The organism is Maribacter algarum (ex Zhang et al. 2020), assembly GCF_005885635.1.
Taxonomy (GTDB): domain Bacteria; phylum Bacteroidota; class Bacteroidia; order Flavobacteriales; family Flavobacteriaceae; genus Maribacter_C; species Maribacter_C algarum.
Genome location: NZ_VATY01000001.1, coordinates 1,400,698 through 1,417,422 on the forward strand (window position 1 = coordinate 1,400,698; position 16,725 = coordinate 1,417,422).

Annotated in this window: 1 protein-coding gene; it reads left to right on the forward strand. The window is 44.8% G+C overall.

All coding sequences use genetic code 11. The annotated features are described in order from the left end of the window. The first annotated feature begins 411 nt into the window (after window positions 1-411). Entirely contained in the window at window positions 412-16,722 is a 16,311-nt protein-coding gene (locus FEE95_RS06010) for a T9SS type B sorting domain-containing protein (RefSeq protein WP_138656918.1), read from the forward strand. Window positions 16,723-16,725 lie beyond the last annotated feature (3 nt).

Here is a 16,725-nt window from a genome sequence, read left to right on the forward strand (position 1 = left end):
AAAAAGTAGATTAAAAATGAGTAAAAACAGTAAATAAAATTGATACTAAATCAATCAAAAAAAGCGCTTTTTATCTTCTGAGAATTCATGATGTTTTTGTTTTTATGGGCGTCAATATGTTCCAAAAAATCATCGAATTTCCAAATCTAGAATGGCTCATTTTAGAGGTGTTTTTTTGCTTTTTTTACTTTTTCCTACAATTCTTATGTTTCACGGGTCGAGTATGTGCAAACCCCTGTCATTTAATTGTTCACAACAAGTTTTCCCCTTGACACAACAATAAATTTTACCCCTCACAGTAATAGTTAATATTTGTTAGGAATATCCTGTGCTTTTTAAATTTTAAGCCCAAATCATGACTTTGAGCCGAAAAAACGGTCAAAAAGTACAAAACCAAACCTACTTGCTTAGATGGACTACCAAATAACCAACATCAAAAAAGCCTTAGCGCTTCTTTTTCTTCTTATGGGCGGTTTTCTGATAAACACCCTTGAAGCGCAACAAAACTTTGGTCCTCGGCTTGAAAATGCCAGCGATCCCACCTTAAAATACATCAATATCAGAGGAGATTACACCTTCTTGGCGAATAGTGTAATGAATCGCGTTGATGACTTTGATAATACCAACTTTAATGTGCCCTACAATGGCACTTTAGGTAATAACCAATGGATTCGTGAATACGTGGATGTTGATGGAGACAACACTACTTTTAGTTCAAGTAGTTCAACATTAACAACGCCTGATTGTTCCCAAATTTATTGGGCTGGGCTATATTGGGCGGGAAATTATGATGTTGAAAGATATACCCGTAGTTCATACCCATACGCATACGACGCATCATTATATCCTGATGATAATACGCACAACGAAGTTACAACCATTAAATTTAAAGTGCCAGGTGGCACATATGTAGACATTACTGCAGATAATTTGGCCGATCCGGTAGGAGATGAGGACGAAATTATTATCGATGGTTATGCCGATGGGGTTCCAGACAGCCCATATGTATGCTACAAAAATGTAACAGGTATGTTACAAGCTCTGGCGGATCCTGACGGAGAATATTTTGCCGCAAACATTAGAGGAACGCGAGGTGGAAACACTTATGGAGTTGCGGGTTGGACACTTGTAGTAATCTATGAAAACCCTACCCTAACCGGAAAGTACATATCGGTTTTCGATGGCTATGAAGGTGTGACCACACAATCCACCGCTGCAAGCAGGCAAAACATTGATATCGCTGGCTTTAACACCGTACCTGCTGGGCCTGTAAGAGCGCGTATAGGAGTGGGTGTTTTAGAAGGTGAAACAGATCTTACTGGTGACAGATTTCGAATTCGAACACCATTAAATAATACATATTCTAACTTAAGCAATACGGCAAACCCCGCGAATAACTTTTTCAACTCAAGTATAACTATTGATGGAGTCAACGTTGCTTCAAGAGACATCAATAGTACAAACTCAATGGGGTTTGATTCTGACATTTTCAATATTAACAACCCCGCTAATAGCGTTATTGATAATGGTGAAACCTCTGCAAGACTGCAGTTAAGAACCAGCGCAGATTGGTTCGGGGCTTTCTTGGTGACCTTTGGTGTAGATATTATTGAACCAGATATCGTTTTAGAGAAGAAGGTGGAAGACATAGCGGGTAACGACATTACTGGTCTAGGTGTAAACCTAGGGCAAACACTCGACTATGTGCTGTCTTTTCGAAATCGGGGTAATGATGATGCAACTAATTACACGATACGTGATGTTTTACCCGTAAATGTATTCCCCCCTGGAGGACCTACGTCTGACTTCGCGCCTGGCGATATTGACGCACCAGCCGGTGTAACTTACACTTATGATATCGCAACACGGTCTATAACTTTTTCGATTCCTGATAACCTAGTTGAAATAGGGGATCCTGTATCATCCATTCGAATGCGTGTTCGTGTAGCTGAAAATTGTTTCGATTTTATAGATGCTTGTACCGACCTGATTGAAAACTTAGCGTACTCTACTTACGAAGGGGTAATCAATGATAATGTAATCTCTGATGACCCTAGCGTCTCTGATTTTGATGATTGCGGATTTGTTACACCCGGCGCAACCAACTTTTTACTAGATGATTTAGAAAATTGCAACTTCACAAGAACGGTTCAGTTATGTGGAGATGACGTTCTTCTAGATGCTGGAGATAATTTCGATAGCTATGTCTGGGTAATTGACGACAATGGAAACGGTCTTTTTGATGCGACTGATACGGTTATTGACGATGGCGATCCAGACAACGATCCAAGTACACTTTTAGTCACTCAAGAAGGAACGTACATCGTTGATAAAATTATACCTGATCCATGTAAAGGTTTTAAAGAAATTATGGTGGTTGAACGCTTTGGTACATCTACAGTCAATCCTATAATTGATTATTTCAATACTGTAAACGCCGATGCTGATGTAACCAATGATATTGAAGGTGAAATTACAACCTGTAGTATTGATGGCGATCAATTGGCTAAAATATTCTTGTGCGGAGCAGGCGATTCACAAATTTTACAAACTAACATTACTGATGCTCAGACCATCTCATGGGAGCTTTTAGACGAGAGCAGTTGTACCGCAGCACCAGATGATTGTGCAAACAAAAATGCAACCTGTACTTGGAATCAAGTAGCTACTGGCAGTACGTACACAGCAAATAGTGCTGGCAAATATCGTTTAGTCGTTACCTATCAAAATGGATGTTTCAATCGTTTTTACTTTGATGTTTTTCAGAACAACCTAAATGTTGAATACGACACTAGGGATATTATCTGTACAACAGACGGTTACATTAATGTAACTAATCCAGGAAGTGGTTATGGTTTTCAACTAGTCGATATTACCAACAATGCTATTTTAGTTCCTTATAGCGCTAATAACGGACCTAATTTTACAATTACATCAAATGGACAGTATCGTGTTGATATCGTTCCATTAGATGGAGCTGGCGATCCAATTATTAACGCCTGTGTTTTCAGCACTCCAGATATTGGCATTCGTGACAGAGATTTTCAAGTAGACATTACAACTACTCCAGCCAACTGTAACGCTCAGGGTTCCATTCAAGTTGATATTTTAAATGTTGAAGCAGACTACACTTATATTCTCCGTCAAACTGATGGTACCCTAATTGATGATGAAACCGCCCAGCCTGATAATACGCATACTTTCAACGTAAACCAAGGAGACTATATAATCGAGGTGGCTACCGCTGACGGATGTACTTTTTCCCAAAACGTCACTGTTGGTAGAACCATTGATCCCTCGGTCTCAGCCCTACTAACCCAGAACATTGGGTGTACTGCTGGTACTATTACATTAACTGCAGCCAATGGCTTGCCTGATCCAAACTACTCATTTGCGATTTGGAGTTACAATGGAGTTGATCGTTACCCTACAATATCAGACATTCCTGGTGATCAATATCAAGTAGATCCTGTTTTTACATTCGGATGGAGAGATACTGATAGCGATGGTACCGATGAATACTTTTCTGGAGAAGACGGAACTTATGTGTTTGTTGTTGTTGATGCGAACAGCTGTTTCGCCTTTTCAAATCCAGTTACGATTTCAGACAATGGAGCGATGACGGTTGCAATAACAGATGATAGTCCCATAAGTTGTACAGGAAGCAGCAATGCAGCTATCACAATTGTTCCAACTGGGGGGGTAGCTCCTTTTACCTATAGTATTGATGGTGGCTTGACCACACAAACAACACCTTCTTTTGTTGGTTTGTCTGCTGGGTCCTACTCCATTGAAGTCAATGATAGTTCAGGATGTACAATTGATTTGACACATAATATTTCTGATCCATTTCCTTTATCTGCCTCTGCAGGTGTTTCAAGGGACGCCACCTGCGATCCGTTGGGTGCAGAAGTGAGAATCACAAATGTTGTTGGTGGTACCGCTCCGTATCAATATAGTTTTGACGGTGGTGGAACTTATAGTTCTTCATCCATTGCGACCTTGCCTCCCGGTACTTACACCATAATCGTTAGGGATGCTACAAATTGTGAATTTCCAATGGTAGTTGATGTTGAAGATACGCCGACGCCGCCAGGGGTTTCACTCACTCCCGAAGTAAATTATAATTGCGATGGTTCGGGAACTATAACCGCAACGCCTAGTATTCCGACATATAATTATACGTATGAATTAGATGGTGTTCCAAATTCTCCAGACCCTACAAGCAATGTTTTTCTTAATGTTCCGCCTGGGACATATACGGTAAGAACAAACTATGTTTCCGCGACACCACCAACGCCAAGTTTGCTGTTAAGTGAAGATTTTGGAAGTGGTTTAACCATTCCGAACCCTAACACATCCGGATATTTTTATGAAGATCAGTTAAATGATAATACCCCAAGTGGGGCGCCAATAGACAATAATAGGTCCATTAATGATTATGAATATGCAGTTACGGATTCCATTGCAAGGCCATTTGGCTCATGGCTAAACCCTATTGACCATACAACAGGAACTAGAGCAACGGATGGTCGTTATTTAGTTATCAATATTGGAGCGCCTGCACCAGGTCAAGTAATCTATCAACAACCTATAAATGATATTATTCACAACCAACCTTTAAGTGTTTCCTTGTGGTTGATAAACTTAATGAGAAGTGGAAACAATCGTATCCCTCCTGATTTAACAATTGAACTTCGCCACCCAGGAACTAATGCTCTTATAGTGTCAGCAAATACAGGAGCGGTGCCTGAAAATGATATATGGAACGAGTATGTTCTGTCCCTTAACCCTGGTGCTAATTCTAGTTTGAATTTAGTTATTATCACAAACGAAAGTGAAATCAGCGGTAACGATGTTGCGATAGATGACATTACCGTCTATCAAACACCCGAGGTTTGTCCTTTATTTGTAGAAACTCCTGTTACCGTTGTTGCGGGGCAAGTTTTTGAATCCAATGGTATTGGGTCTACAAATGTAAGCTGTAACGGTCTTTCTGATGGAACAATCACCTTTGAAGTTGAGAATTTTGATACCGTGGCAGGTTTTGATTACTCTGTTGATGGAGGAACGAACTGGATTAACTCAACAACTTCTCCAGTAACAACCGCTGCTATTTATGGTGCCGGAAGCCAAACCATTCAAATACGTAAAGCAGACGAAATTACTTGCACAACTTCTGTTACAACAACGATTACAGAACCTACCCCTGTAGTGGCAGCGGCCACCATAACGACCCCTTTCAGTTGTAACGGCGGCGCCACGATAACCGCAAGCGCAACAGGCGGGACACCAACTTATGAATACCAATTGGAGGACAATGCAGGGGCCGTGATAGGAACCTTCGACTTCGCCACGAACGGAAACAATACCGTATTCCCTGGATTGGCACCGGGAGACTATATCGTAATAGCAAGGGATATCAATGGCTGTTCAGATCCTATCGATACCGCCATTAACATCGCCCCAACCAATCCCGTCGTGTTCAGCGTAACACCAACGGCATGCTACTCCGGCGCAAACGATGCCTCGATCCAAGTAGACGTTACCAACGGAAACGGGGGGTACCAGTTCAGGATCAATGCAGGACCATGGATCACGCCAACACCCGCCAACGCAACAACATACACATTCGACAACCTGGCCAACGGAGCATACGACATCGAGGTAAGGGATGCCCTAGGGTGCCCCAACCCTTTGCCAACACCCACAAACGTAACCATTCAACCAGAGTTGACGGTAAGCGCAACAGCACCCAACATCACGGCATGTGGCACAAGTACGGATATCGATATCACCGCTGCAGGTGGCGATACCAATTATGTATATGCCGTAGTGCCCAATGGAAACGCGGTCGTGGACGGGGACTTCAGCACTACCAATCCCGTTGCCGTTACAACGGCAGGGGACTATGACGTTCATGTACGCGACAATAACGGCGCTGCCGGATATTGCTCCGATATGTTCACCATAACCATCGCCCAGGATGCACCCATTGCCATCACACCCACACCAACGGCTGTTAGCTGTTTCGGTGGAAGCGATGGCGCCATCGACATCGTTGTCGATTCAGGTGGGGCCGGCCCATTCGAGTTCAGCATCGACGGAGGCACGAACTATCAAGTCGGAGGTTCCTTCGTGAACCTATCGGCAGGAACATACCCCGTACAGGTCCGTGACGCGAACGGTTGTGAGACAACTCCCGTAAATGTAGATGTTACGGAACCTGCACAGCTCGTCGCAGAAGCAGTTCAAACACAAGATTATACCTGCTTGCAACTAGGGCAGATCACAGTGGGTAGCGTAACTCCTACCTCCGGTGGTTCAGGGGATTACCAGTACAGTATCGATGGGGGGACATGGACCGCCTCCACAACCGGGGGGCATACATTCGTCGACCTTTTGGACGGAACATACAGTATCCGTGTACGTGATGCAAATGCCATTTCCTGCGAGACCACTCTTGCGGATGTCATCATTGCCCCGTTACCCGTTGAACCAACATTGAGTAGCGCAATCAGTTATAACTGTGATGGAACGGGTGATATCACCATCACTCCTTTCGACCCGACCTATACTTATATTTTAGATGGAACACTTCCTGGACAAACAGGTGCAGGTGCAAACGTGCTTGCCGATGTTGCCGTTGGGTCGCACATCGTAACCGTGAACTACGGTAGCGATTGTACCGTCGATATCACTGTAGTAGTGGAGCCGGGCAATGCCTTCGAAGCTTCCATCACAGCCTTTGAAAACCTTGACTGTAACGCCGACAACTCGGGAACGATTACCATCTCGGCCGATAACTTCGGTGCAGGTGGATTCGAATACAGCCTGAACAGCGGTGCCTTTGTTGGTCCGTTCACGGCAGATGAACAGATTACGGGTCTTGCCGCACAGGCACACAGCATAGTCGTCCGTGACGTGGACGACCCGGTTGCGGGCTGTACCGTTACACTGAACCAGACACTTACAGAACCTACCCCTGTAGTGGCAGCGGCCACCATAACGACCCCTTTCAGTTGTAACGGCGGCGCCACGATAACCGCAAGCGCAACAGGCGGGACACCAACTTATGAATACCAATTGGAGGACAATGCAGGGGCCGTGATAGGAACCTTCGACTTCGCCACGAACGGAAACAATACCGTATTCCCTGGATTGGCACCGGGAGACTATATCGTAATAGCAAGGGATATCAATGGCTGTTCAGATCCTATCGATACCGCCATTAACATCGCCCCAACCAATCCCGTCGTGTTCAGCGTAACACCAACGGCATGCTACTCCGGCGCAAACGATGCCTCGATCCAAGTAGACGTTACCAACGGAAACGGGGGGTACCAGTTCAGGATCAATGCAGGACCATGGATCACGCCAACACCCGCCAACGCAACAACATACACATTCGACAACCTGGCCAACGGAGCATACGACATCGAGGTAAGGGATGCCCTAGGGTGCCCCAACCCTTTGCCAACACCCACAAACGTAACCATTCAACCAGAGTTGACGGTAAGCGCAACAGCACCCAACATCACGGCATGTGGCACAAGTACGGATATCGATATCACCGCTGCAGGTGGCGATACCAATTATGTATATGCCGTAGTGCCCAATGGAAACGCGGTCGTGGACGGGGACTTCAGCACTACCAATCCCGTTGCCGTTACAACGGCAGGGGACTATGACGTTCATGTACGCGACAATAACGGCGCTGCCGGATATTGCTCCGATATGTTCACCATAACCATCGCCCAGGATGCACCCATTGCCATCACACCCACACCAACGGCTGTTAGCTGTTTCGGTGGAAGCGATGGCGCCATCGACATCGTTGTCGATTCAGGTGGGGCCGGCCCATTCGAGTTCAGCATCGACGGAGGCACGAACTATCAAGTCGGAGGTTCCTTCGTGAACCTATCGGCAGGAACATACCCCGTACAGGTCCGTGACGCGAACGGTTGTGAGACAACTCCCGTAAATGTAGATGTTACGGAACCTGCACAGCTCGTCGCAGAAGCAGTTCAAACACAAGATTATACCTGCTTGCAACTAGGGCAGATCACAGTGGGTAGCGTAACTCCTACCTCCGGTGGTTCAGGGGATTACCAGTACAGTATCGATGGGGGGACATGGACCGCCTCCACAACCGGGGGGCATACATTCGTCGACCTTTTGGACGGAACATACAGTATCCGTGTACGTGATGCAAATGCCATTTCCTGCGAGACCACTCTTGCGGATGTCATCATTGCCCCGTTACCCGTTGAACCAACATTGAGTAGCGCAATCAGTTATAACTGTGATGGAACGGGTGATATCACCATCACTCCTTTCGACCCGACCTATACTTATATTTTAGATGGAACACTTCCTGGACAAACAGGTGCAGGTGCAAACGTGCTTGCCGATGTTGCCGTTGGGTCGCACATCGTAACCGTGAACTACGGTAGCGATTGTACCGTCGATATCACTGTAGTAGTGGAGCCGGGCAATGCCTTCGAAGCTTCCATCACAGCCTTTGAAAACCTTGACTGTAACGCCGACAACTCGGGAACGATTACCATCTCGGCCGATAACTTCGGTGCAGGTGGATTCGAATACAGCCTGAACAGCGGTGCCTTTGTTGGTCCGTTCACGGCAGATGAACAGATTACGGGTCTTGCCGCACAGGCACACAGCATAGTCGTCCGTGACGTGGACGACCCGGTTGCGGGCTGTACCGTTACACTGAACCAGACACTTACAGAACCGGCACCTATTGTTGCCGCTGCAGCAATTACTGAGACTTTTACTTGTAATACAGGTAGTGCGACAATTACCGCCAGCGCAACTGGGGGAACACCAACTTACGAGTACCAATTGGAAGATAATGCAGGTAGTGTTATCGGAACTTTTGACTTCGCCACAAACGGAAACAATACCATTTTCTCAGGACTGACCGCTGGTGATTATATCGTTCGAGCAAGAGATATCAACAACTGTTCAGACCCCATAGATACCCCTATTACCGTTGTAGCACCTGTAAGCCCAACATTTACCGTAAATCCAACAGCTTGCTACTCCGGAGCTAACGATGCTTCAATCGTAGTTGATGTAACCTCGGTCCCCGGTAACGGAGGGTTCCAATTCAGTATTACGGGCAACTCAGGGCCATGGCTGACGCCTACACCCGCATCCGCCACTTCATACACATTCGACAACCTCGCAAACGGAACGTACACAATAGACGTGCGCGACGCGTTCGGCTGCCTGGCAGCACAACAATCGATAACAATCGAGTCTCAACTGACAGCAATTATTGATGTTATTGACATTACATGTAATGACGGTACAATTACAGTTACCCCTTCTGGAGGTGACGGTAATTATGCATATGCTTTTGTAACCACCGGAACAGGAGTTTCCGCTGGAGATTTTGCAGCATTAAACACATTTACGGTTACCGCTGGTAACGATGGAGATTACGATGTTTATGTTTGGGATAACAATGCAGGTACTCCTCATTGTGAATATATGGAAACAGTTACTGTTAACCCGGCAACGCCAATAGCATTTACAGCAATCGGAATTGACCCTGAATGTCATGATGGTGTAGGTTCGATAGATATAACTATTACATCGGGAGATATTCCCTATCAAATCCGAATTGTCGATTTAGATAACGCTGGAGCTTCAAATCAAACCGTCACAAATGTAATTGGCACAACACAATCCTTCTTCAACCTAATGACAGGTGAATACGAGGTTTATGTTCAAGATGTGAATGGCTGTGAAACTCAACTTTCACCGAATATTACAATTGACAATCCTGATGAGTTGACAGCCACAGTAAACCCAATACTTCCTGCTGCTTGTGGAAGTGTTGATCCTATGGATTATGGATTCCAGTTTGTAGGTTATCCCACCACATATCCTTCAGGTACAACTATTGAGTTTAGTGCCGATGGTGGAGCAACTTGGACAGGTGATGACAGTGTCCCTGGCACAACAGATGTTCTTATGGGCTATATTTCAGGAACAAGTGTATTCCCATCTATGAGAACCGTAGTTGGCGGGGTTGAAATTTGTAGAACAGATTTACCTAGATACATTATACCGTTCCCATTAGATGATTTAGACATTAGTATTTCGACTGTCGTTGTAGGTTGTAATGAACTCCAAGTTACTGTTCAGGGTACAGCAGGTGTTCCCAATTATGAATACACCTATGCAGATGACCCGTCCACATTCAATATTGCTACGGCAACTTGGACTGCGGCCGTACCAGGATCACATACTTGGACAGGTCTGGTGCCTGGTCGAACTTATGTTTTCTACGTTCGCGATTCCACTGGTTGTATTCGACAAAGTAATGTGAATGTGAACGACATTACAACAAACCCACTCGAAATAACAGCTACATATGAGCCTTCTTGTTCTGGTGCAAATGATGCTGAAATTACTTATACAATTACAGATACTGATGCTACCACACATCCAAGTATGCGATGGGAATTCTATAATGCAAATACCAATGCCTTAGTGCAGACGAATACTGGTCACCCAGCAGCTATACCAACCGCTTCAACAATTACCATAACAGGATTAGCTCCTGGTGAATACTACATTGTAGTCACAGAAGTGGACGCCTCGAACATTGATGCTTGTGTTTCCGGTAGTGAAAATTTACTCATAGAGGAATTGAACCCTATAACCGCTTCATTAAGCAAGTTGAGTGATATTTCCTGTAACGCTCCAGGCTTAATTTCTGTAGATGACATTCAAGGTGGCGGTGGCACTTTCAATTTTACGGTAACCGGTCCAGCAGGTTTTACAACGATTACGGCAACTACTGATAATCCTATTTCCATTCCGGCAAACTCAACTGCTGGAGACTATAATGTTAGAGTTACAGACCAATTTGGCTGTTTTGCGGATTTTGGTCCAATTAATCTGACTTTGACAGCAAACCCAACCATTGATTCAATGGTCGTGGATAATTGTGCTTCACCTACTTCATTAACGATTAATGCAACTAGTACTGCACCTCAAATATTATATTCTATTGATGGGGGAACAAATTATGTCGACAACGGAGGTGTATTTAATAACCTTGCCTCTGGAACGTATAACGTTGCTATCATTGACAGTAACGGATGTACAGATACAGATACTGTAGAGATATTCCCCGTGCTAGAAGCCAATGTTTCCCTAACAAAACTAATCGATTGTACTGCTAGTCCAGATGCAGAAATTACCATCGATGTCACCGTTGGGTCAACAAGCTATGATTATGAAATTACAAATGGGCTTGGTTCGGTTGTTTCTAGAACAGCCCTACCTACCAATCCTTTTGTTTTTACAACAACTGTTCCTGAGGATTATACGATAACCATTTACGATAATGGTACTTCAGCACCGGAATGTAATCGTGTGTTCACGGTTAATGTTCCTGCTGCAGTTATCCCAGCATTTACAGAAACACATGCTGATGTTACATGTAATGGTTCTACGAATGGAACAATAACATTGACAGAAACGCTTAACGGAATCAACCCGTTGACTTATACTATCTCACCGGTAGCGGGAAGCTTTAATGCAACAACCAACACCTTTGAAAACCTTCCACCAAATACCTATACCGTTACAGGAACTGGTAGCAACAGCTGTATATTTGATATTGTAGGAATTGTTGTTAATGAACCAAATGCCATCGCCAACGTCAACGCAACGGTAACGGAGTTCGGATGTGCAACGGGCAACAACACCGAAAACGCAACGATCACAATCGATAACGCCGCAATCACAGGCGGATCGAACAATTACGTGAGATACGAGTTCATAAACGACCAGGGAACACCGGCGACCGGCGACGATGTCGTCCTACAGGACGGTTCTGGCTTGACTTATACCGAAACAGATATCTTAGGCGGCACATACATCATCAACGTATATGACGACATGGGATGTATTGGAACAACAACCGCTACGATATTACCTTATGTGGAGATTACCGATCCAACGGTCACCGTTACTCAGGATGTTACCTGTAACCCGGGGAACGATGCCGAGGTAATCATCGGTATCGTGATCAATCCTTCAGCGGGAGCGGTCGATCTGTCCTATTCCATTGTCGGAACAGACAATGCATATAATGCACCTAACCAGGCTTCAAATGCATTTACGGCAATCGGAATCGGTAATTACCTGGCAACCGTAACCAATCACCTTACCGGATGCTCGGTTCAGACCACCTTTGAAATAGAGGACCCGAACACTTTCGAGATAGCGACCACGGTTACCGATGTAGTTTGTTTTGGGGATGATGGGTCCGTGAGCTTCACAATCAGCGACACCATCAATCCTTACGCAAGTGGGTTCACTTGGCAGATTTACGAATCACAGGGAACGGATAACTTGCTTGATGATGTTATCGTAGCAGGTGCATCCGGAGTGTCAGCCAATCTAGGCCCAACCGCTCCTTTTGCCATCGGGGCAGGGGAATACCGTGTCGAGATCACACAGGATTCAGACCCTTCATGTGTCAACAATGCACGCTTTGTAATCGCAGGCCCTAGTGCCGCCATTACGGCCAATGTAGATGTAACACCTATAACCTGTGTCGGTAACGACGGGGTAATCGAGATAATCGACGTTGTCGGTGGATGGGGAGATTATTCCTACTACGTCGGCACAACAGCACCGACCGTTGTCGGCGACTATGTCGCTTCTCCGCGTTTCGATGCTCTTGCACCCGGTACTTACCAGGCATGGGTAATCGACCAGAACGGTTGCCAGCAAGAAGTACAGAATACCATCGTGCTTGCGGACCCGACACCTATTGCCGCTACGTTACAGCTCAACCAGCCCAACTGTCCCAACTTCATGGGAGAGATAGAGGTGGTCGGCGTAACCGGTGGACAGGGAAGCAACTATACCTACCAACTTATAAAAGACGGTACACCTGTAGGCACTCCTCAGAATACAACCGTATTCTCCGGTCTCGATGCCGGCAGTTATACCGTGCAGGTCAATGACCAGTGGTCATGTACCTTTACAACTCTTGCCGAGATTCTATACGAGCCTATCGTACCATTGGCGACTGTTGTCAAAACTATCGATTGTACCGTCGATCCCGGTGGGCATATCAATATCACGCAAACAGGAGGCTCCGGTAACTTCGACTATGAGGTAAGATATCCGGGCACATTGCCGGCCGATCCTGCAGATGATACCAATACGACCGGTGTTTTCACGACGTTGACAATTGTCGGTGATTATGTGTTCACTATCACAGACCAGGCCGTTGGCCATGCCTGTCCGGTGACCATTACACAGAACCTTCAGGATGCAGTACTTCCAGTATTGACCATAGATGCCGCCACGAATGTTACCTGTAACAGCGCAGATGACGGAACCATTACGGCAAGTGTTGTCGATAACGGGGTAGGGCCATTCGTGTTCACGATTATATCAGGACCGGGCAGCTCGGCTTCCTTCCCAATAACAGCAACCTCGAACACAGATACATCAGCGGTATTCGAAGGACTAGAGGGAACTGCTGCGGGTATTACATACACCGTAGAAGCAAGGGGGGCGAACAATTGTTTCGTGACCGAAACACAGATAATCACACAACCGGATGCCATCGCCAACGTCAACGCAACGGTAACGGAGTTCGGATGTGCAACGGGCAACAACACCGAAAACGCAACGATCACAATCGATAACGCCGCAATCACAGGCGGATCGAACAATTACGTGAGATACGAGTTCATAAATACTGATACGGCAACAACCGTTCAAGATGGCACGAACTCCAGCTATACCGAAACCAACTTCCTAGGAGGAAATTATTCGATAAATGTTTATGATGATAATGGGTGTATTGGAAACACAACTGCGACAATAGCTCCATTTACTGAAATAAGCGACCCTACCGTAACCGTAACACAAGACATTACATGTGATCCTGCCATCCTTGAAGAGATTCAAGTTGGCGTAACACTTACTCCAGCAGCTGGAACCGTAAATCTTGAGTATACCACAACTGGAACGAATGTTGCTTACAATCAAACCAATACAACCGGAACGTTTACTGGTATGGGTATTGGTAATTATTCTATTTCCATAACCAATTTAATAACTGGGTGTTTAGTTCAAACAACACACGAAATTTTGGATCCTGACGTGATGCGTGCAGTGGCAACTAAACTTACCGATGAAGAATGTTTGAACAACGGGGTAGATGAGGGAAGTTTAGAAATCGGAATTACAGACTACACGGGTAATTATTCATATCAAGTATATGATGATAATGATGTCGCGGTACCTGGTGCTGGATTCTCTGGAACTGGAAACACAACTATGCCATTAATCATAACTAATCTTCCAGGAGGGGTATATTATGTTCGTATTATTGAAACTGATGCTCCATTCTGCCAAGATGATTCAAATTTAATTACCATAATAGCACCTGAATTCCCAGTTTCAGCAATCGTAAGTGAACAGGCCAGCCCAAGTTGTTCGGACGACCAAGGAAGCATATTGGTTGATCCAGAAGGCGGAGTAGGCCCATATACAATTATACTCACTAACACCACGACTGCACAGACCTACACGGAAACGAATGTAGAAGCCTTTATTTTCTCAGGATTGTCAGGCGGAGATTTTGATATCTCAATTACCGACGCACAAGGATGTCCAATTACAAATAACATCACACTTGTAACTCCTGATGCGCTTGTGGCTACAATTGCCTCAACACCTGTAATATGCTACAATGCAAATACTGGAACCGTAACTGCGTCTGTAAACCCAAGAAATGTAACTCCGAATTATTTATTTCAATTAAATAGATACGATAGCACGGGCACAACAATGGCCACTACGTCTGCAACCCAGGCTTCAAGTACATTCTCTGGACTGAGCCCAGGATTCTACAGCATTACTGCAAGTGATGATGTTGGTTGTTCTGATGAAACATCAGTCATAGAAATTATCAATCCTTCTGAAGTTGTGGCGCAATTAATTCGTACGAGTCCGTTGACATGTGCTACTGGAATCGAGCTTGAGCTTTCTGCAACTGGCGGTAGCGGAACTTATGAATATAGTGAAGATAATGTTACCTGGATATCAATGACGGGGAGTTCAGTAGCAATTCCTAATGCTAACATACCTGGTCCACTTGGTGCAGGAACATATCGTTACCATGTAAGGGATGCCATAAATGGATGTATATCTGTTTTGAGTAATGAAATATCCGAAGATGATATCATGCCTCTTGCCTTTACTGAGCTGAATGCAACCATCATTGCTTGCGTTGGCGACACAGCAGCCATAATGGCTGATGCCACAGGCGGATTAGGAAACTACATGTACGAGTTGTACACTGATGTTTCATTAAGCCCAGCTTCAAGAGTAGCAGGACCACAATCCTCAGGTACATTTGGCAATTTAACGTCTGGAACATATTATGTAAATGTATTTAGTGAAGATTGTACAACACCTGCTGAGCAAGTAATTATCGCCGAACCTATCCCATTGGATTATACCGATGATGTGGTAAATGCTCTTTGCTTTGGTGATGAAAACGGTAGCATAACGGTTACTCTATCTGGCGGTGCTGGAGGATATCAATATTCGATTTCTCCAAACTTAAATCAGTTTGATGACGAAAACACCTTTGATGGACTGGCGCCAGGTGATTATACTGTTATTGCTCAAGATCAAAACGGTTGCTTTATTCAGTTGGATTATACGATTACGGCTCCAGAGTTGTTAACGGCAACAGGAGTTGCAACTCCTGAAGTATGTGCTGGTGACGAAGATGGCACTATCGCCTTAACTATTCAAGGTGGTACAGCACCTTACAGTACAAGATTAAGTGATGAATCGAATTTTGTTCAAGACAGAACTGATTTAACTGGTTTGTCCGCAGGAGGCTATATCATCTTTATTCGAGATGCAAATGGCTGTATGACTGATGTTGGAATTACTATTGAGGCAGGTGCAAACTTAAATGCCACAGTCGAGCCTATTTACGAATGTACTGGAGCTACGCCCGATAACTATGTGAACATTACATTGGAAGACCCAACTGTTATCGGAGACCTGCTTTATGCTCTTGACTCAACAGATCCAGCCGATATGCAATTGAATCCAGACTTTAGAAATACTGCTCCAGGTTCACATTATATCACCATTGCCCATGCGAATGGTTGTATTCGCACTATCGATTTCGAAATTGAAGACTTCGAGCCGCTAACACTTAGCTTAGAGCAAACTGGTATTAATACCATAACGGCGACTGCCGATGGTGGACTTGAAGATTATACTTTCTATTTCGATGGAATAAACAATGGCGCCGACAACACATACATTATCAGCAGAACTGACACATTCGTTGTTAGAGTAGTTGACGCAAATGGATGTGAAGTTATAGCAAACATTGATATGGAGTTCATAGATATTGAGATTCCTAACTTCTTCACCCCGGATGGAGACGGACTTAATGACGTATGGATGCCACTCAACCAAGAAGGCTTCCCAGAGATACTAACAATCATTTTTGACCGTTATGGTAGGGAAGTATATCGAATGACCCTTAATAGCCCAGGCTGGGATGGTCTTTATAACCAAAGCGAGCTTCCTACCGGTGATTACTGGTACGTGATTAAACTACGCGGCGAGAATGATGACCGTGAATTTGTTGGACATTTTACCCTTTATCGATAAACT